Below are 17,339 nucleotides of genomic sequence, written 5' to 3'. Positions count from 1 at the left end.
ATAGCATGGCTGTCACCTCGCTGGATGCAACAACCGCACTGATCATCGTGGACCTGCAACACGGCATCATCGGCTATCCCTTCATGCACCCGATCGGCGAGGTGGTGCAGCGCTCGCGCGCACTGCTCGATGCCTTCCGCGCGCGCGATTTGCCGGTGGTGCTGGTCAACGTCACAGGCATTGCGCCGGGACGCACCGAGCGACCACGGCGCAGCGATGCCTTGCCGCCCGACTGGGCCGAGCTGATCCCCGAACTCAACCCACAACCCACTGACCTGCGAGTGACCAAACGCAGCTGGGGCGCGTTCGCCAACACCGACCTCGAGGCCCGGCTCAAGGCCCTCGGCGCTACGCAGGTGGTGGTCACCGGCGTGGCCACCGGCACCGGGGTCGAAGCCACCGCGCGCCAGGCCTATGAGTTGGGTTTCAACGTGACGCTCGCCATCGATGCGATGACCGATGCCAACCCCGAGGCCCACGCCTACAGCTTCCAGCACGTGTTCCCGCGCCTGGGCGAGTCGGGCACCACGCAGGCCATCATTGATCTGCTCGACACCCGGGGGAACGAATAACGCCATGAGTTTCCTCGGCACCTTCCGCTCCCTGCGCAGCCCCAACTACCGCATCTGGGCCGCCGGTGCGCTGGTCTCCAACATCGGCACCTGGATGCAGCGCACCGCCCAGGACTGGCTGGTGCTCACCCAGCTCACCCCGCACAACGCCGCCGCTGTCGGTATCGTCATGTCGCTGCAGTTCGGCCCGCAGTTGTTGTTGCTGCCATGGACCGGGTTTGCCGCCGACCACTACGACCAGCGCAAGCTGCTGATCGTCACCCAGGCGGTGATGGGCCTGCTGGCGCTGACGCTGGGGGTGTTCACCATCACCGGGTTTGTCGAGCTGTGGCACGTGTACGTGTTTGCGTTCCTGTCCGGCTGCGCCTCGGCGTTCGATGCGCCCGTGCGGCAGATTTTCGTCGCGGAGCTGGTGGGCGAGAAGGATTTGTCCAACGCCATCGCGCTTAATTCCACCTCGTTCAATATGGCACGCATGATCGGTCCGGCGGTGGCCGGCCTGACCATCGCGTCGGTGGGCACCGGCTGGGCGTTCCTGCTCAATGGCAGCAGTTTTTTTGCGGTGCTGGCCTCGCTGTTCTTCCTGCGGGTGTCGGGGCAGCACGCCAAGGTGCGAGCCTTGCGCACCAAAGGCAGCCTCACCGAAGGCCTGCGCTATGTGTGGGCGCGGCCGGACTTGAAGGCGATCCTGCTGATGCTGTTTCTGATCGGCACCTTCGGCATGAATTTCCCGATTTTCATCTCGACCATGGCCGTGACCGCGTTTCATACCGATGCACGCGGCTACGGCCTGCTGACCTCGACCCTGGCCATCGGCACCATCGCCGGCGCACTGCTGGCCGCCGGTCGCGAAAGGCCGCAGTTCAAGTCCCTGCTCAATGGCGCCGCGATCTTCGGCGTGGGCTGCACCCTGGCGGCCCTGGCGCCGAACTACTGGTTGTTCGCGGTCGCGCTGGTGATCATCGGCGTGGGGGCGATGACCTTCAGCAACACCACCAACAGCCTGATGCAACTCACCACCGAACCGGCGATGCGCGGCCGCGTGATCGCCCTGCGCGTCGGCGTGGCCCTGGGCGGCACGCCCATCGGCGCGCCCATCGTCGGCTGGGTCGCCGACCACCTGGGGCCGCGCTGGGCGCTGGTGGTCGGCGCGGTGTCAGGCATCCTGGCGGTGGGGGTGGCGGTCTACACGATCAAGCGCCAGCTGGATCGGCCCGCCTCGATTACGTCCGCCCCACCGAGCCCGACACCGGGAGATTCCCCAACAACTTGAGCCCGGTGCTCTTCACGAACGTGTCGTAGTCCATCGGCTTCTGGATGCGGGTTTCGGCGTTGGGCAACACGTAGGCCCAGGCACGCTGGCTGGAAGCGTCATACACCAGCTTGAACAGGCGCGTCGGCACCCACACCCGGTTGTCGCCGATGGTGCCGTAGCCTGGATCGAACAGCGGCCCGGTGAACACATACACATCGCCGCCCGCGCGCTTGGCGAATTTGCGCACGTCGGCTTCGACCTTGCTCCAGATCTTGCGGTTGTTGGTCGGGTCCTGCGGGACCATGTTCGACAGCGCGAAGGATTGCGCCATGGCGTGCGCGTTCGGCGCGTCGGCGGCTGGCGCCTGATGGCCACGGTCAACGGCCGGGTGCTGGCTGCGGTAGTCGCTCAACTCCGCACGGCCCCCCTTGGGAATTCGCGGATCGGGGTAGAACTGGTTGGTGCGTTCCTCGCCCTTGGCCTCCTGCAATTGCGCGGCGTTGAGGCGCTCGACCACCACCAGAGGGGTCTTGCTGGTTTGCGAGTACAGCACCGCAAAGGTGTCCGAACACAGCGCCAGCGGTTTCATCGCCGCCGGGACAGTCGCCGTGTTGATCGGATTTTTCGCCGGGAAAAGTTCTGCGCAACCATCAAACGAGGCGCGTTGTTCCGAAGGCGTGTAGGGGTTTGCGGGGGGGCGGGCATCAACGGTGCTGGAGAACAAAAACAGGGCAGACAGCCCGACTGCAATATTGCGTAGGTGCATGGGTAAATCTTCGAAAGGGAATGAAGCGGCAGGCTCCGGCGCGCGGAGCCAAGTGGATGATATTTCGAGGATTATGGACTAACTAAAATCAGATTAGTGCCCGACAGCCGCAGGTTTACCCGCTCCCCGCGCACCCGGTTTGAAGGCATGGGCACGGGCCGCCCAAGTCAGCACCAGCGCCACCCCGATCAACCCCAGCATCGCCCACGGAAACGCCGCCACGCCCCAGCTCTCCAGCAACACCCCCCCGACCACGCCGCTGCCGGCAATCGCGCTGTTCCAGGCCACCACGTTGAGTGATAGCGCCACGTCCGCGCCATCTCCCGCCGCATCGGCCAGGGCGGTCTGCAGCAAGGTCGCGGCGCCGCCGAAGCTCAGGCCCCAGACTGCCACGGCGAGGTAGATCACTGACGGCAGATTGCCCAGCAGGCCGAACACCACACTCACGCCGGCAAACAGCAGCAGGCTCGCCAGCACCGTGTTGCGCAGCAGCGGCTCGACCAGCCGGGCGGTGATCCAGATGCCGGCCAACGCAGCGATGCCGAACACCAGCAACACCAGGTCCACGCGCTCGGCCAGGCCGGCCGGCGCCACGAACGGGGCGATGTAGGTGTAGAGGATGTTGTGGGCGAGCATCCAACTGATCACCACCGCCAGCACCGGCCGCACGCCCGGCGTGGTCAGCACTTTGCCCAGCGACACGCGTTGATGCGCGGGCTGGGGCGCGAAGTCCGGGACTTTCACCAGCACCCAGGCAATCAGCACCAGGCTCACGCCGGACATCAGGCCGAACGTGGTGCGCCAGCCCACCAGGCCGCCGAGCCAAGTGCCGAGCGGCACACCCAGCGACAGCGCAATCGGCGTGCCGACCATCGCCAGTGCGAGTGCCTTGCCCTGTTGGTGCGGCGCGACCATGCGCCGGGCGTAACCGGCCAGCAGGCTCCAGGCCAGCCCCGCCGCGACACCGGCGAAGAAGCGCGCCACCAGCGTCACGCCATAGTGCGACGACCACGCGGTGATGGAGTTGAACAGCAGGAAGCCGACGATGGTCAGCAGCAACACATTGCGCCGGCGCCAGCCAAGGGTGGCGATGGTCATGGGGATCACCGCCAGCACCGAGCCCAGCGCGTAGGCGGTGACCATTTGCCCGGCCATCGACGGCGAAATCGCCAGGCCGTCGCTGATCAGCGGCAACAGGCCGGCAGGCAGGGTTTCGGTGACGATGCAGATGAAGCCGGTCATGGCCAGCGCGAGCAAGGCGCCGATGGGCAAACGTTCGGACGAGGCCGATAGGGTCAGTGAGGGCGTCACGGGATACTCCTGGGGCAAGACTTAGATACTGATCGATATAAATGTTGCGGGCAGTCGCGACGCGTTGTCAACGACTTATGTATCGACTAGTATTTATCTCATTCCCCCACCGGAGACCCGACATGGCACAAATGGGCCGCCCCCGCACTTTCGACCGTGAACAGGCTGTGGAACAGGCCTTGCACCTGTTCTGGCAGCACGGCTACGACGCCACGTCTTTGGCCCAGCTCAAGGCGGGCTTGGGTGGCGGTATCTCCGCGCCAAGTTTCTATGCGGCGTTTGGCTCCAAGGAAGCACTGTTCGATGAGTGCGTGCAGCGCTACCTGGCGACCTACGCCCAGGTCACCGAATGCCTGTGGGACGAAACCCTGTTGCCGCGCAAGGCGGTGGAGACTGCGCTGCGCCAGTCGGTGCGCATGCAGTGTGAAGACGGGCACCCCAAGGGCTGCATGGTCGCGTTGGGCGTGATGAGCGCGCCGAGCCCGGAGAATGCACGCGTGGCCGATGCGTTGACCCAGTCACGGCTGCGCACGCGGGCGGGGATCGTCGCGTGTGTGGAGCGGGCGATGCGGCTCGGCCAGTTGCCGCAGCACACTCAGCCGGCGGTGATGGCGAGCGTGTTTGACAGTTTTCTGCAGGGGGTGTCGATCTTGGCGCGGGACAACGTGCCTCATGCGACCCTCGATGCGGCGATCAGCCAGCTCATGCTGGGCTGGGATGTCGCCGCCTCTATCGCTCCGCCTTTGCATCCCGGTGCTGCATCAGAAAATCCACAAACGCGCGCACCCGGTGCGGCACATAGCGCCCATGGGGATACAGCAGGGTAAACGGCCGCGAACGGCCGCCATACGCCTGCAGCACTTGCACCAGGCTGCCGTCCGCCAATTCCTGCTCGACGATGAACTTGTAGGTCTGGAACAACCCCGCACCATGCTTGGCCAGGGTCACGCCGCCGAGGACATCGTCGGAACAGCTGTACCCCGCCTCCCCCGCGAACTCGTGCGCCTTGCCGTCCACCTGGAACAACCACGGGATGCGGCGCCCATTGCTCGGCAGTTCGTACTGGATGCATTCGTGGGTAGGCAAATCCTCCAGCGTTTGTGGGGTACCGGCGCGTTGCAGGTAGGACGGCGCGGCGACCACCACCAGTTCGGCATCTTCCAGCAGGCGTGCGATCAACGATGAGTCGGGTTGCGCGCGTACGCGCACGGCCAGGTCATAGCCCTCGGCGACGAAGTCGATATTGCGGTTGCTGATGTGGATATCCACCGTGACCTGCGGGTACAGCGCGCGAAACTTCGGCAGCAGCGGCAGCAGGCGATGATGGCCGTAGGTGGTCGGAATGCTGATGCGCAGCAGGCCGGAGGGCACGGACTGCGCGCCCATCACTTCCTGTTGGGCTTCCACCAGTTGGGTCAGGGCTTGGCGGCATTGCTCGAAAAACGTCCGGCCGCTGTCCGTCAGGCGAATGCTGCGGGTGGTGCGCACAAACAGCCGCGAGCCCAGGCGTTCTTCCAGGCGCGAGACGCTGCGGCTCACGGCGGCCGGGGTGACGCCGGCGACCTGCGCGGCGGCGGTGAAACTGCTGGCTTCGGCTGCCAGGCAAAACAGCTCGATACTGCCCAGCTGCAAATCTTCGAAATGACGCTTCATGAGGGAGGCTTCTGACTCAACGGCAGCGAGTAGCGGTTTGATGGATGACACGCCCTGTTTATCAGCAGTGCCAAGATAAATACAGCGTTCGGCACCGGCCACGCTTGCTTTCGCTGATGGCACACCGCTAATCTTGCGAATAATTCTTATCCGCAGACGTATCTTCCATGTCGGCCAGCAACCTTCCCTTGAATCAGGCGGTCCATGCGCTCTACGCCGAGCACCATGGTTGGCTGTTCGGCTGGCTGCGCAAAAAGCTCGGTTGCCCGCAAAACGCTGCGGATCTTTCCCACGATACGTTTCTGCGCATCCTCGCGTCCCGCGATGCCCTCGGCGCAATGCGCGAACCGCGCGCGTTTCTGACCACCACCGCGCGCCACCTGATCATTGACCGCGCGCGCCGGCGCCAGCTGGAAGACGCCTACCTGCGCGAGCTGGCCCTGACCATCGAGATGATGGAGCAGTGCCAGCAGTCGCCGGAAGAGATCCTCGTCACCCTGGAAGCGCTGGAACAGATCGCCTTTGTGCTCGACGGCCTGGCGCTGAATGCGCGGCAGGCGTTCCTGCTGTACTTCCTCGAAGGCCTGCGCCAAAGCGAGATCGCCAGCCGCCTGGGGATTTCCGAGCGCATGGTGCGCAAGCACCTGATGAATGCGCTGATGCACTGCAACCACGCGCTGGACATATGAGCACCGACCTCGACCAGCAGGCCGCGAACTGGGTGATCCGCCTCAATGAGGGCAATCTCAGCGAGCGCGAGCAGCAGCAGTTCGAGCGCTGGCAAGCGGCCGATCCACGCCACGCGGCGGCTTTCGAGCGCCTGCAAGGGTTTGTCGGGCGCGTGCAGGCGTTGCGCCCGCAACAGGCCCCGGTGCAAGCCGCGCTGGAAGCCGCCCGCGTGCGCCGGCGCAACCCGGCCGGGCGCGTGCTGCTGGGGTTGCTGGTGGCATTGCCGGTGGCCCTGGCGTTGCGCGCGTACCCGCCGAGCTACTGGCTGGCCGACCAGCGCACGGCGCCGGCGCAATGGCAGCAGGTCGCCCTGGAAGATGGCTCGCAACTGACCTTGAGCGGCAACAGCGCCGTGGACCTGACCTTCAACGGCCAGCAGCGCCAGGTGCGTTTGCTGCGCGGCGAAATCCTGGTGCAAGTCGCCCACGATGCGACGCGCCCCTTTACGGTGGTGACCGACGACGGCCAGATGCGCGCCCTCGGCACACGTTTTACGGTCAAGCGCGAGGCGCCGGGCACCTTGCTGAGCATGCTTGAATCGACCGTCGCGGCCACCGACGCCGCCCAGCACAAGGCTGTGCACGTCAGCGCCGGCCAACAGGCGCGCATTACCCCGGATGCCGTGAAGGTGCTGGGCAAAATCGACCCGCGCGCCACCGACGATGCCTGGAAACACCATCAATTGGTGGTGCAGGACCGGCCCCTGCCGGAGGTGCTCGACGAACTGGCGCGCCAATACGGCGGCCATGTGCAGTTTGATCGCCAGCAGTTGGCCGACCTGCGCGTGTCTGCCGTATTGCCGCTGGATAACCCGCGCCGTGCGCTGCAATTGATTGCCGATGGCCTGCCGGTGCGCATCCGCGCGTTCAGCCCGTTGTGGCTGCAGATCGAACGCCACGACTTTATCGGCGAGCCCGACTACGACGAAATGAACGGCGAGATGTCGGCGCTGGGCTATGAGTTCGAACACCGCTTCGATGAGCACACACGCATCAGCAACAAGCTGCGCTACTACCAGTCGGATGTGACGTGGCGCTACCTGCAGGTCAACATCGGCGGCCAGAACATCACCAACGCGCAAAACACCGGCATCCTGCAGCGCCAATACAGCGACCGCCGTGAACGCTCGCGGGGCCTGGCCAGCGACACCAATATCGAGAGCAAGTGGCAGTTCGGAGACTGGCAGCACACCTTCCTGCTGGGCTTTGATGGCTACGACACCAGCTACGACTCGCACAATTTCCGCGGCGCCGCCCAGCCGTTGAACCTGGCCACCTACCAGTATGGGCAGCAGGTGGTGGTGAATCGCAACCCGGCCACCGACCGTGGTTCGCAGATCGACACGTTGCAAAAGGGCATCTACTTCCAGGACCAGATCAAGTTCGATGAGCGCTGGATCCTGCTGCTCGGCGGCCGTCATGACTGGGCGGACCAGGACACCGAACTGTTCCGCAATTCGGCCAAGAGCAGCCAGAGCGATGAAGCCACCACCTGGCGCGCGGGGCTGGTGTACAAGGCCGACAATGGCCTGGCACCCTACATCAGCTACAGCGAATCCTTCTTCCCGGTGGCCGGCACCAACAAGGCCGGCGAAAGCTTTGTGCCCACCGAAGGCAAGCAGTATGAAATCGGTATCCGCTACCAACCCGAAGGCAGCGCGACCCTGCTGAGTGCGGCGGTGTACCAGCTGGAGCAGAAAAACGTCCTGAGCCAGGACCGCACCGATATCAACTTTTCGGTACAGGTCGGCGAAGTGCGCTCGCGTGGTTTCGAACTGGAAGCCAAGACCGAAATCACCACCGACCTCAGCCTGATTGCCTCCTACGCCTACATCGACGCGCGCATTACCAAAAGCGATATCGCCCGCGAAATCGGCCAACGCAGCGAAGACACGCCCTACCACCAGGCCGCCCTGTGGGCCGACTATCGCCTGGCGGCGCTGGGAATCCCGCAACTGCGCATCGGCGGCGGCGCCCGCTACAAAGGCACCACCCAGGCCTCCGGCGTGCCTTCCTCCATGCCCGCCTACACCCTGTACGACGCCCGCGCCAGCTACGAAATCGACCCGCACTGGGAAGTCGCGCTCAACGCCAACAACGTCACCAACAAACGCTACACCTACTGCGAGTTCGCAATTTGCCGGTACGGCGACGAGCGCCAGCTGGTCAGCTCGCTGACGTATCGCTGGTAACGGCGCGCCGCCGAGCAAAATGGGGAAGCGGACTGGTTGTGATGAGCAGGCCTGCTTTGTGGTGGACAGGCCCGTTTTTGTGGTGAGCGGGCCTATTTCGTGGAGGACAGGCCTGTTTTCTGTGGTGGACAGATCTGTGTCAGTGGTGAACAGGCCTGTTTTGTGATGGACAGGCCCGTTTTTTGTGGTGAGCAGGTTTGCTTTTTTTTGGTGAGCAGGCCTGTTTTTTGTGGCGAGCGGGCTTGCCCCGCGTTGGGCTGCGCAGCGGCCCCAATAAGACCGCTGCGGTCTTTCAGGTAAATCCGGTTCTCAGGTTTTAGGGGGGCTTCGCCCCCCAACGCGGGGCAAGCCCGCTCACCACAAAGGAAGTGTGCTCATCACAATAGGCTCACCCTTCCCTCTGCGATTCAAACTACTCTGCCAACAAACCCTCACTCAACGCATAAGGCTAGCCCTCGAACAAAATCTCCCACGGCCTGTGTGCTTGTTTATGGCAGCAGCAATTGTTGTGGTGAGCAGACCCACGAGTGAGCAGGCCTTTTTTTGTAGTGAGCAGGCCTGTTTTTTTGTGGCGAGCGGGCTTGCCCCGCGTTGGGCTGCGCAGCAGCCCCAATAAGACCGCTGCGGTTGTTCAGGTAAATCCGGTACTCAGGCTTTAGGGGGGCTTCGCCCCCCAACGCGGGGCAAGCCCGCTCACCACAAAAAAGCCCGCTTGCCACAATAAGCTCGGCCTCATCCCGCGTTTCAGCCCAGTTCTGCCAACCACGCCTCACTCAACCCATGAGGCTCGCCCTCAAACAAAATTTCCCACGGCCTGTGTGCTTGTTTATGGCAGCAGCAATTTTTGTGGTGAGCAGACTCTCGAGTGAGCAGGCCTGTTTTTTGTGGTGAGCGGGCTTGCCCCGCGTTGGGCTGCGCAGCAGCCCCAATAAGACCGCTGCGGTCTTTCAGGTAGATCCGGTACTCAGGTTTTAGGGGGGCTTCGCCCCCCAACGCGGGGCAAGCCCGCTCACCACAAAAAAGCCCGCTTGCCACAATAGGCTCGGCCTCATCCCGCGATTCGGCCCAGTTCTGCCAACAACGCCTCACTCAACGCATGAGGCTCGCCCTTGAACAGAATCTCCAGCGGCGCGCTGGTGTCCAGGTGCCGATACAGCGCGCTGCGCTCGGCAAAGTCGCCTGCCAGGCGCACGGCGGCCGCTATGTACTCTTCATGGGTCTGTGCAATGCACCACGGCGCAAGGCCGACTCGGCGAAACAACCCCTCGTCGATATGCTCGAACACTTGCGGGCCGGTCTTGCAGACGCCCGGCAGGCCGACGGTCAGCGCGTCGATGATGCCGTTGGTGTTGCCGAACGGAAACGGGCTGAGGAACAGGTCGCAGCGGTTCAACGTGGCCATGTAATCGGCATAGGGCTGATGCGGGTACACCGTGGCATCGCCGACATATCGCTCGATCAGCCGCACCAGTTGCGGGAACAGCAGCCCTTGCGCCTGCCCCACCAGGAAGTGAAAACGCACGCGCTTGCCGCAGGTGTGCAACGTGCGCACGGCAATCGCCTCGCACGCGCGCAGGAAGGTCGGGTTGAGTTTCATGGTGGTGGCGGCGATGGCGACGTTGACCCACGGCGCATCCTCGCGCGCCAGCCGTGGCAACTGCACCGGAATTGCCGAGGGCCGATACGGCTGCCCGTTCGCCGGCAGTTGCAGCAGGCGTTCGGTAAAGCACGCGGGGTCGCCGACAAAATCCGCTTCGACGCTGATCAGGTCGATATGCCGCGACGCCGTGGTCGCCGGGTGCCCGAGGGCGGCCACCTGCAGCGGCGCGAAGCGCAGGTTGCTGGCGAACAGGGTGATCTGGAACATGCCGACACTGGGCATGTAGAACACCTCGGGCCGGCGTGCACGGGCGATGGCCGAAATCTGCCGCAGGCAGGCAAACAGGTCATCCGGCTCCGACAGCTCGATAAACTCATCGAACACTGCCCGTCCGAGCTTATCCACGTTCGCCGCATACCCCAGCGCCACCACGTGGAAATCCCGCCGCGCCGCCTGCAACGTCAGCGAGTGCGTGCGGTAGATCGAATGCCCGCCGGAGAACCATTCGAGCAGCACCAGCATCAGCGGTTTGTCACGCACCGGCGCGGCAGCCGGCGGCACGCTGGTGATGCCCACGCTGGCGAGCTTGCGTTCGATCAGCGTATTGATCGAGGCCTTGATGCGATGGCGCTCGGGCAAGTCGGCGTAGCTGCAGTGCATGTACACGTCGTGCAGTACGTTGAGCGGCAGCGTGTCCAGGCTGTCCAGTTGCTCCAGGCGCCCCGGCAGCCAGGCCAGCAAGGCCTCGCGCTTGGAGTGCGCGGCCGGGGTGCCGAGAAAGCGCGGCGACAGCAGTGCCATGCACAGCGCCGCCGCCAGCGTCGGGTTCTGCGCCCACAGCAGGTCCACGTCCAGCGGCAACTGGGATTCCGGCGAATACAACAGGCAGAACTTCACCAGATCCGGCTCGGCCAGGCGGTAGTCACCACCCTCGGGCCCCAGCAGGTTCAGCGCGCGCAGGATGTGATCCGCGTTGACAAAGGCACTCGCGGCAAACAGCGAGGACAGCCAGCGCTGCAGGTTGATCAACTGGCCAAAGCCCCCCGGGCTGAGGCTGAATCCGGGGTCGGAAAACAGTGCGGTGATCGCACAGGTAATGCGCGTCAGCACGTGACTTTCCAGCTCGCCTGGACTGATTGCCGGCGACACGCTGAGGGAAAACTGCTCGGACAATTTGCCGTAGTTGCGGTCGATCAGTTGCAGCAAACGCACCAGTTCACGCGCGCCGCCTTCATGGTCGCGGGTGTAGCACAGGTATTCGAAGCCCTCCAGGGAGAACAGCGGCTCGGTCATAGCGGTCGCTCCACGTCGATCTGCACCTCATCGGCGTCCCGGCTGCGAGCGGTGAGCGGCTGGCTCCAGGCGCCGCCGACCATCTGGCTCTGATGGTATTGGCGCGTCGGTTCGGTACGGGTCTCCAGCAGGTTGTTGTGGATCAAGCCGCCGCGACTGATCAGCACCGCGCCGTTGCCGGTGGCGGTGATCGACGCGGTGCCGTTGCCTTGGTTGAGGTAGTTGCCTGACGGCGTATCGAGGTCCAGGCGCAGGGTGCCGTCCACCACTTGCAGGGTGTTGGTGCCGTTGTCGAAGCTCAAGGCGGCGCCACTGGCACTGCGCGCGGTGACGGTAAGGTTGCCGCTGCCGCCGGTCATCACGTTGTTGAAGCCGCGCGCGTTGGTGGCGTTGAACGATAGCCCCGGCCCCGCCCCTTGTGCGGTGCCTTGCAGGCGAATATCGCCGCTGCTGGAAAGCACATTGACCCCATTGCCCGCACCCGAGGCGCCGCTGCGAATGCTCAGGCCCGGTGCGCTGGAGGCCGGTCCCGAGGTGCCGCTCAAGGTCAGGTCGCCGTCCTGGGTGGTCAGGTTGATCACCGAGCCGGTGCCGGTGGAGTTGACCACCGTGCCGGAGTCACCGGCACTGCGGCCCTCAATGAAGATATCGCCGCCCGCGCCCGCGTTCAGCGTCACTACGCCGGTGGTCGAAGCCGCGAGGAACACACCTCGGCCCGAACCCGCCGCGCCCTGCACCGTCAGGGTGCCGCTGCCGACGCTGAGGGTTTGCGTCGACGTTGTCGCCGTCGAGCACACCAGCACGCCACTACCCGATACGGCGCTGCCGCGCAGGGTGAGGTTGCCGCTGCCGGTGGTGGCGATGGTGTTGCTGGTGCTGAAGATGCGCGTGCCATTGCCGCTGCCGAGGTTGCTGCTGTCGATGTTGATGTTGCCGACACCCGAGGTCTGGAGTGTGCTGCCGCCGGTGAGCACGAAGGCATCGCCGGTGCCGGTGGTGCTGGCCTGGACGGCGGTGATGCTGATATTGCCGCCACCGGCATCCAGGGTGCTGCGGCTGATATTGATCGCGGTCGCCGTGGAGCCTGCGGCCAGGCTCGACGAGGTGGCGCCGCGCAAGGTGATGTCGCCGCCGCTGGTGCTGATGCGCGTACCGTTGGTCAAGGAAATACCCACGCCATTGCTGACGTTGGTGCTGGCCCAGGACGTCGCCGGGTCGACCGCCCCACTGATGGTGAGGTTGCCGCCGTTGGTGCTGATGCTCGCGTTGCTCAGGGCCACCGAGCCGTTGCCGCTGTTGTTGAAGTTGGACACCAGCGACACATTCAGGGTCTTGCCGGTGCCATTGCTGATGCTGGTGTTGGTCATCACGATATTGCGGTGGGCCTGCAGGGTCAGCGTCGCGTTGCCCACGCCTTTGACGTTGGACAGCACGTTGATGTCCCCCGAGGTGCCGGCGCCCGATGAGGTGGTCACCAGGATATTCGCGCCCTCGGACAACGACGCATTGAGCGTCGCCGAACTCAGGTTGGAACTGGCGCCGGCATTCGGCGTGAACGGAGAGCTGGTCGACGTGCCGCTGCTGGCGCCGCTGGTGATGTTGATGTTGAACGGGTCGATCAGCCACGTACCGCCCTGCCCCGACACCGCACTCAGGTCGACGATGCCGGCGATGTCCAGCGCGTGCCCGGAAGTTTCCACCAGCCCGCCACGGCCCTGGCGGCCGGCGCCGCGCACGCTGATGTCGCCGTAAAATTGAGTGTTGTCCTTGGACCACAAGATGACTTTGCCACCGTCGCCGCTGCTCAAGGCATTCGCACTGATGCGCGCGTCACTGCCCATGAAGGTGCTGTCGGCCTGGTGCAGGTTGCCGCTGCCCTGGTAATCGCCGCCCATCAACACCGTGCCGCCGCCGAGGTCGCCGTCGGCATCGATGCGGCCGCTGTCGAACAGGCCGACATACTGCCCGGTCATGGTCACGCTGCCGCCGCGCTCACCCACCTGCTTGCCCGAGACATCGAGCACGCCGCCGTTGACCACCACGCCGCTGTCGCCGCCATCGAGGATGATCCTGCCGTTGCGCTGTTGCAGGCTGCGCGCCTCGATCACGCCCTGGTTGTTCACCACATTGCTGAGCATGGCCTGGGAGTCGCGGGCGGTCATGGTCACCGCACCGCCGTTGGCGCTGAGCAGCCCGCGATTGATCACGCTGGCGCCGATTGCCGGGTCGTTGACCTCGACATTGATCAAGCCGTCGCCGGTGAAATCCAGGGTGATTTTTTCACCGCCACCGAGTACCACCGAGCCCAGCCGCGCAACCACCGTGCCTTCGTTGCGCACCTGGCTGCCGAGCAGCGCCACACTGCCGCCGTCCCGCGCGCGGATAGTGCCCTGGTTGACCACTGCGCCGCCGCCCTGGCCGGCAAACACGTGCTTGCCGGCCATGAAATCGCTGTTGGAAATATTCAGCGAACTGGCGACCAGCCCACCGACATCCACCATGGAGCCGGCACCAAACAGCACGCCCTGGGGGTTGATCAAGAACACCTGGCCGTTGGCATTCAGGTGGCCGAGGATCTGCGAGCCGTCGCTGCCGGTCACCCGGTTGAGCGCCACTGACGACGCGCCAGGCTGGAGGAAATTGACCTGGGCGTTCTTGCCGATATTGAACGTGTCCCACGTGGCGATCAGGCGGTCGCTGCCCTGGTTCACCGTGAGGACATTGCCGTTGCTGGTGATGGTGCCGCTGCCTGCGACCACCTGGCCGTTGGTGGGCAAGGCATTGTTGTCCAGGGCCAGCGCAGGCATCGGCACCAGGCCGTACAAGGCGCAGAGCACGGCAAAACTCAGGGGCTTGAGTACAGGCAGTGCGGTGTGACGGTGTTGTTTGCTCATGGCCTGCTCCTCAGAACGAATAGTTGATGCCAGTGCCGATGGCGCTGATGGTGGTGCCCGCGCCCGGCGAGTAACCGCTGGCCGCGTAGACCCCGGTCAAGGCGAAGTTGTAGTTGGCCAGGGAGTTGTTTTTGAGCAGCACGTACTGGCTGAACACATCGATGTTCTTGGTCAGCTTGTAGTTGGCGCCGATGGCGTACTGGGTGGCGCCCATGCCATGGGTGTCGCAGTCGACGGCGGTGGCGCGGATCATTTCGCACTTGCCGGCCAGCGCCTTGCCGTAGCTGGCCTTCAGGCGCCAGGCGCCGATCTTGTGCGACACGCCGAGCAGGTAGGCACGGCGCCGGTACTCGGAGAGGTCGCTGGAGGTGGTGCTGTTATTGATCACGCCGTCTTCGGAGTACGACAGGTCATCGGCAATCGCCGACACCGTGGTGTTGCCGAAGGTATAGGCCAGGCCGTAGCGGAAGCTGAAGTCATCCGAGGAGGTACCGTCGGTGACATGCGTGCTGCTGCCCACGCCCCGCGCGTTGCGGCTCAGGTTGGTGATGCCGAAGTAGTTGATGTGCCGTTCGGCCGCCACCACGGCGGTGAAGCCTCGGTAGTTCCAGACCAGGCTGCTGCCATAGATGTAGCCCTTGTCGACGTCGCTGGCGGCGCTCATGCCGTTGTTCGAGTAGGCCAGCTTGAGCTGCAGGCCGTTCCACTCCGGTGTCCAGTACTGCACCACGCCGGCCTGGCGCCGGTTGAACGCAGCGTCGCCATTCACCGAGGTGTCGTTGTAGCTTTGCGGGCCGTTGACGTTGGTGGACAAGCCGGCGCTGAAGCCCGGCGAGCCAATGATGTTGAAGTACGCGGCGCTGGTCTTGCCATTGAACGGGTCGAGGCTGGTGGTGGCTTCTTTCATCGGCATGTCCCACACGCCGTAGAGCAAGGTGCCGTAGTCGCCGTTGTTGAAGGCCGCGCCGGTGTTGCGCAACTTGGTGCTGGGCGACGCGGATTTCACCACCGAATCATCGTTGCTCTCGGTGTAGTTCATCGAGATGCCGTATTCGAGTTGCCACAGCAGCTTCCAGTCTTCGCTCAGGCCGTAGCCGCCGTGCACACCGATGGCCGACACGTTGTCGCGGGCGCGCCAGAAGCTGGCCATGTTGCGCCCGTTGGGCGTGGCCAGGCGGCTTTGGTCGTTCGGCCCGGCCGAAGTCGCGCCACGCCGGTCGACGTATTCGGGGACGATGCCGATGCTGCCGTAGAACACCGTGTCGGTCTCGGCCACCTCGAAGTCTTCGCCCTTGGAGCCGATGTCGCTGGCCAAGCCGGCAAACGCCTGCGGCGAACCGGAGATCGAGAACCACAGGCGCTTGGCCGCGCGGTCGTCGCTGGTGGGGTCTTCACCCGGCGAAAACGCCAGGCTGGCGTTCATCACCAGGTCGCGGTGATAGAGGTTCAGGCCCACGCCATAGCCGTAGCGCGTGAGGGTATTTTCGCTGTTGTCCCACGGGTTCTTGTTGACCGTGACCTTGCCCGCATCGGCAAACAGCGTGCCCTCGGCAATCGCCCCGGACACACGCCCCAAGTACTTGCGCAGCTCCAGGCGGCCCAGCAGCCCTTCGTCGCCCGCCACTTCTCCGACCGGATACGCGCGCACGCCGTTGGGGCCACCGAGGCTGAGTTTTTCCGAAGAATCGAGGTTCTTGTCGGCCCACTGGCCGGTCAACGAACCGAACAGCGAGTAGCCGTTACCCAGGTACTGCAGGCGGCTGAAATTCGCATTGGCCTTCTTGTAGCGCCCGGCGGCATTGGCGGTGAGCGCATCCAGCGCGGCGTCGGCAGGGGTGTTTTTATCCAGGTCGCCAATGCCATACGCCAGGCTCCAGGCATTGTTGCCCTGCCAGTCATCGCGCCAGTTGCCGTACAGCGTGGCGCTGCGAAACACCGCGGATTTGTTCACGGTAAAACCGCCGGCCGAGTCTTCGAAACGCCGGTGATCCTCGGCCAGGTTGAAGCTGATGTTGCTGTCGCGCGAGCGCAGCAGCGCGCTGTTGATAAACACCGAGGACACCTCGGCGGTGCCGTCCGCATCCAGGCCCTTGAGGTTCTTGCCGATGCTGTATTCCAGCTCGGCGTAGTTGGCGCCCACCGAAATCCCAGTGGCACCGAGCGGCTGCTGGTAGCCGACGCCCTTGATATCCAGGCCTTCGAAGGAGTTCTGCGAGGTGACGGTAAAACTGTCGCCAATCCCCAGTGCATCGTTGAGGCTGACGCTCGACGTGAGGCGGTTGGTGCCGGTGTAGTAGTTGCCGTAGTTGTCGATGGCGGCGCGGGCGGTCCAGGCGGTCATTTCGCTGAGCTTGAGCACGATGTCGGCCGCGCCCGGCTGTTGCGAGGGGCGCAGGATGGCGTGCACCGACACCCCGGTGATGTCGGACAGGCGCAACAGCACGCGCTCCAGGTCCTGCTCGCGGATGATCGTGCCGGTCGGCAATGCGTTGACGAACTGCTGCTGCACACCGGGGCGCAGGCGCACATTCGCGTCCGGCAAGGCGCTGACCTGGCCGATCACTCCTTCGGAAACGCCCACGATGACCTGGCCATCCTGGATGTCCTGGGCCGGCAGATACGCCCGCGCCACCAGGTAACCCCGCGCCCGGTACAGCGCGGTGACTTGCGCCGCGGCTTCGCGCAGGCCGTCGAGGCCGAGGGTCTTGCCCACATAGGGTTGCAGCACGGCCTGCAACTGGGCATCGCTGAGTTCGCGATTGCCGTTCACCACGAAGCGCTTGACCTGCAGCTGCAAGGTCGAGGCGCTGGCTGTGGGCGCCGGCTCATTACGCTGGCTTTCGATGTGCACACTGCCGGGCGCTGCCGGCTGCGCGTTGTCCGTGGGACGCAGCACCGAGCGGCTGTTATCGAACAGGGTGCCGGACGATGGCAGGGTATCGGCCTGGGCATGGGCGGCGATCAGGGCAGCGGCCAGCAGCGACAACGCGCCAGGCCCCCAGGCGCGCGGCGCCCGGGTATACGGGAGAGGTTGGCTCATACAATGCTCTTATTGTTTTTATCGAGACGCGGCGT

General features: G+C 64.6%; 11 protein-coding genes. 5 read left to right on the top strand and 6 right to left on the bottom strand.

Annotated elements, in window-relative coordinates:
• The first annotated feature begins 5 nt into the window (after positions 1–5).
• On the top strand, positions 6–572 hold the full coding sequence (locus AC07OJ_RS17660) for an isochorismatase family protein (protein WP_495094886.1): 567 nt from the start codon (positions 6–8) through the stop codon (positions 570–572).
• Positions 573–576: 4 nt separating this feature from the next.
• Positions 577–1,845 (top strand): MFS transporter, encoded by a 1,269-nt coding sequence (locus AC07OJ_RS17655; RefSeq protein ID WP_106803119.1) that lies wholly within the window; start codon positions 577–579, stop codon positions 1,843–1,845.
• On the opposite strand, the gene AC07OJ_RS17650 is transcribed toward AC07OJ_RS17655, so the two are convergent.
• Together AC07OJ_RS17650 and AC07OJ_RS17645 are read right to left on the bottom strand one after the other, a co-directional pair.
• On the bottom strand, positions 1,796–2,593 hold the full coding sequence (locus tag AC07OJ_RS17650) for a DNA/RNA non-specific endonuclease (RefSeq protein ID WP_495094885.1): 798 nt from the start codon (positions 2,591–2,593) through the stop codon (positions 1,796–1,798). The two genes, AC07OJ_RS17655 and AC07OJ_RS17650, sit on opposite strands and share 50 nt — an antisense overlap.
• 93 nt (positions 2,594–2,686) lie before the next feature.
• Complete coding sequence (locus AC07OJ_RS17645; RefSeq protein ID WP_495094884.1) at positions 2,687–3,904, bottom strand: MFS transporter; 1,218 nt, start codon at positions 3,902–3,904, stop codon at positions 2,687–2,689.
• Positions 3,905–4,026: 122 nt separating this feature from the next.
• Between AC07OJ_RS17645 and AC07OJ_RS17640 the strand changes: the two genes are divergently transcribed.
• Positions 4,027–4,731, top strand: coding sequence for a TetR/AcrR family transcriptional regulator (locus tag AC07OJ_RS17640; RefSeq protein ID WP_201145568.1), 705 nt, complete (start codon positions 4,027–4,029; stop codon positions 4,729–4,731).
• On the opposite strand, the gene AC07OJ_RS17635 is transcribed toward AC07OJ_RS17640, so the two are convergent.
• Positions 4,634–5,557 (bottom strand): LysR family transcriptional regulator, encoded by a 924-nt coding sequence (locus tag AC07OJ_RS17635; RefSeq protein ID WP_495094883.1) that lies wholly within the window; start codon positions 5,555–5,557, stop codon positions 4,634–4,636. The genes AC07OJ_RS17640 and AC07OJ_RS17635 overlap by 98 nt on opposite strands.
• Before the next feature lie 167 nt (positions 5,558–5,724).
• Between AC07OJ_RS17635 and AC07OJ_RS17630 the strand changes: the two genes are divergently transcribed.
• Entirely contained in the window at positions 5,725–6,246 is a 522-nt protein-coding gene (locus AC07OJ_RS17630; RefSeq protein WP_120449255.1) for a sigma-70 family RNA polymerase sigma factor, read from the top strand.
• Positions 6,243–8,477, top strand: coding sequence for a TonB-dependent siderophore receptor (locus tag AC07OJ_RS17625; RefSeq protein ID WP_495094882.1), 2,235 nt, complete (start codon positions 6,243–6,245; stop codon positions 8,475–8,477). Before AC07OJ_RS17630 ends, AC07OJ_RS17625 begins: the two co-directional genes overlap by 4 nt.
• A 1,048-nt stretch (positions 8,478–9,525) precedes the next feature.
• On the opposite strand, the gene AC07OJ_RS17620 is transcribed toward AC07OJ_RS17625, so the two are convergent.
• The 3 genes from AC07OJ_RS17620 to AC07OJ_RS17610 are packed head-to-tail and all read right to left on the bottom strand — an operon-like array spanning position 9,526 to position 17,304.
• Complete coding sequence (locus AC07OJ_RS17620; RefSeq protein ID WP_495094881.1) at positions 9,526–11,370, bottom strand: peptide transporter; 1,845 nt, start codon at positions 11,368–11,370, stop codon at positions 9,526–9,528.
• Entirely contained in the window at positions 11,367–14,264 is a 2,898-nt protein-coding gene (locus tag AC07OJ_RS17615; protein ID WP_495094880.1) for a two-partner secretion domain-containing protein, read from the bottom strand. Before AC07OJ_RS17615 ends, AC07OJ_RS17620 begins: the two co-directional genes overlap by 4 nt.
• A 10-nt stretch (positions 14,265–14,274) precedes the next feature.
• Positions 14,275–17,304, bottom strand: coding sequence for a porin (locus AC07OJ_RS17610; RefSeq protein ID WP_495094879.1), 3,030 nt, complete (start codon positions 17,302–17,304; stop codon positions 14,275–14,277).
• Positions 17,305–17,339: the final 35 nt, after the last annotated feature.

It is taken from the genome of Pseudomonas sp. GW821-FHT09C08 (assembly GCF_059418125.1).
Note: the sequence above shows the minus strand (reverse complement) of the source record. Positions and strands in the feature narration are given on the sequence as shown.

What these genes read in the sequence shown, in the direction of transcription:
- AC07OJ_RS17650 (WP_495094885.1), bottom strand. Translation starts at nt 2,593, where the DNA reads ATGCACCTACGCAATATTGCAGTCGGGCTGTCTGCCCTGTTTTTGTTC.
- AC07OJ_RS17625 (WP_495094882.1), top strand. Translation starts at nt 6,243, where the DNA reads ATGAGCACCGACCTCGACCAGCAGGCCGCGAACTGGGTGATCCGCCTC.
- AC07OJ_RS17610 (WP_495094879.1), bottom strand. Translation starts at nt 17,304, where the DNA reads ATGAGCCAACCTCTCCCGTATACCCGGGCGCCGCGCGCCTGGGGGCCT.
- AC07OJ_RS17615 (WP_495094880.1), bottom strand. Translation starts at nt 14,264, where the DNA reads ATGAGCAAACAACACCGTCACACCGCACTGCCTGTACTCAAGCCCCTG.
- AC07OJ_RS17640 (WP_201145568.1), top strand. Translation starts at nt 4,027, where the DNA reads ATGGCACAAATGGGCCGCCCCCGCACTTTCGACCGTGAACAGGCTGTG.
- AC07OJ_RS17655 (WP_106803119.1), top strand. Translation starts at nt 577, where the DNA reads ATGAGTTTCCTCGGCACCTTCCGCTCCCTGCGCAGCCCCAACTACCGC.
- AC07OJ_RS17635 (WP_495094883.1), bottom strand. Translation starts at nt 5,557, where the DNA reads ATGAAGCGTCATTTCGAAGATTTGCAGCTGGGCAGTATCGAGCTGTTT.
- AC07OJ_RS17630 (WP_120449255.1), top strand. Translation starts at nt 5,725, where the DNA reads ATGTCGGCCAGCAACCTTCCCTTGAATCAGGCGGTCCATGCGCTCTAC.
- AC07OJ_RS17620 (WP_495094881.1), bottom strand. Translation starts at nt 11,370, where the DNA reads ATGACCGAGCCGCTGTTCTCCCTGGAGGGCTTCGAATACCTGTGCTAC.
- AC07OJ_RS17660 (WP_495094886.1), top strand. Translation starts at nt 6, where the DNA reads ATGGCTGTCACCTCGCTGGATGCAACAACCGCACTGATCATCGTGGAC.